Origin of the sequence: Shewanella sp. T24-MNA-CIBAN-0130, assembly GCF_040310185.1 — a bacterium.
Lineage (GTDB): Bacteria > Pseudomonadota > Gammaproteobacteria > Enterobacterales > Shewanellaceae > Shewanella > Shewanella psychromarinicola.
The window spans coordinates 1-250 of sequence record NZ_JBEOPP010000458.1; the positions used below are offsets into that span (position 1 = coordinate 1).

Sequence of the window (250 nt, forward strand, 5' to 3'; positions counted from 1 at the left end):
GTACTGGCTGGTGCGCACCTACACCCCAGAGTTAGATAGACAAACATTTAGCGTAAAACCGTTTGATGAAGCGTTAATTCCGCAAAAACTCGCCATTGATGCCACGCTAGTAGCCAAAGCGATGAGTAGCATTAAGCGGGTACAAGAGCTAGAAAAACAGCTGGCTGAAACGGACAATGTTAAACGCCAAGAATACCAGCAACAGTTAAATGATAACGCCGCATTAAAAGCGGCTAATACTGCCTTACTT

At 44.8% G+C, this 250-nt stretch carries 1 protein-coding gene; it reads left to right on the forward strand.

Features of this window, described 5'->3' with window-relative positions:
* The coding region (locus tag AAEZ02_RS23120; protein ID WP_351125513.1) for a hypothetical protein at positions 1–250 on the forward strand (250 nt) is incomplete at both ends.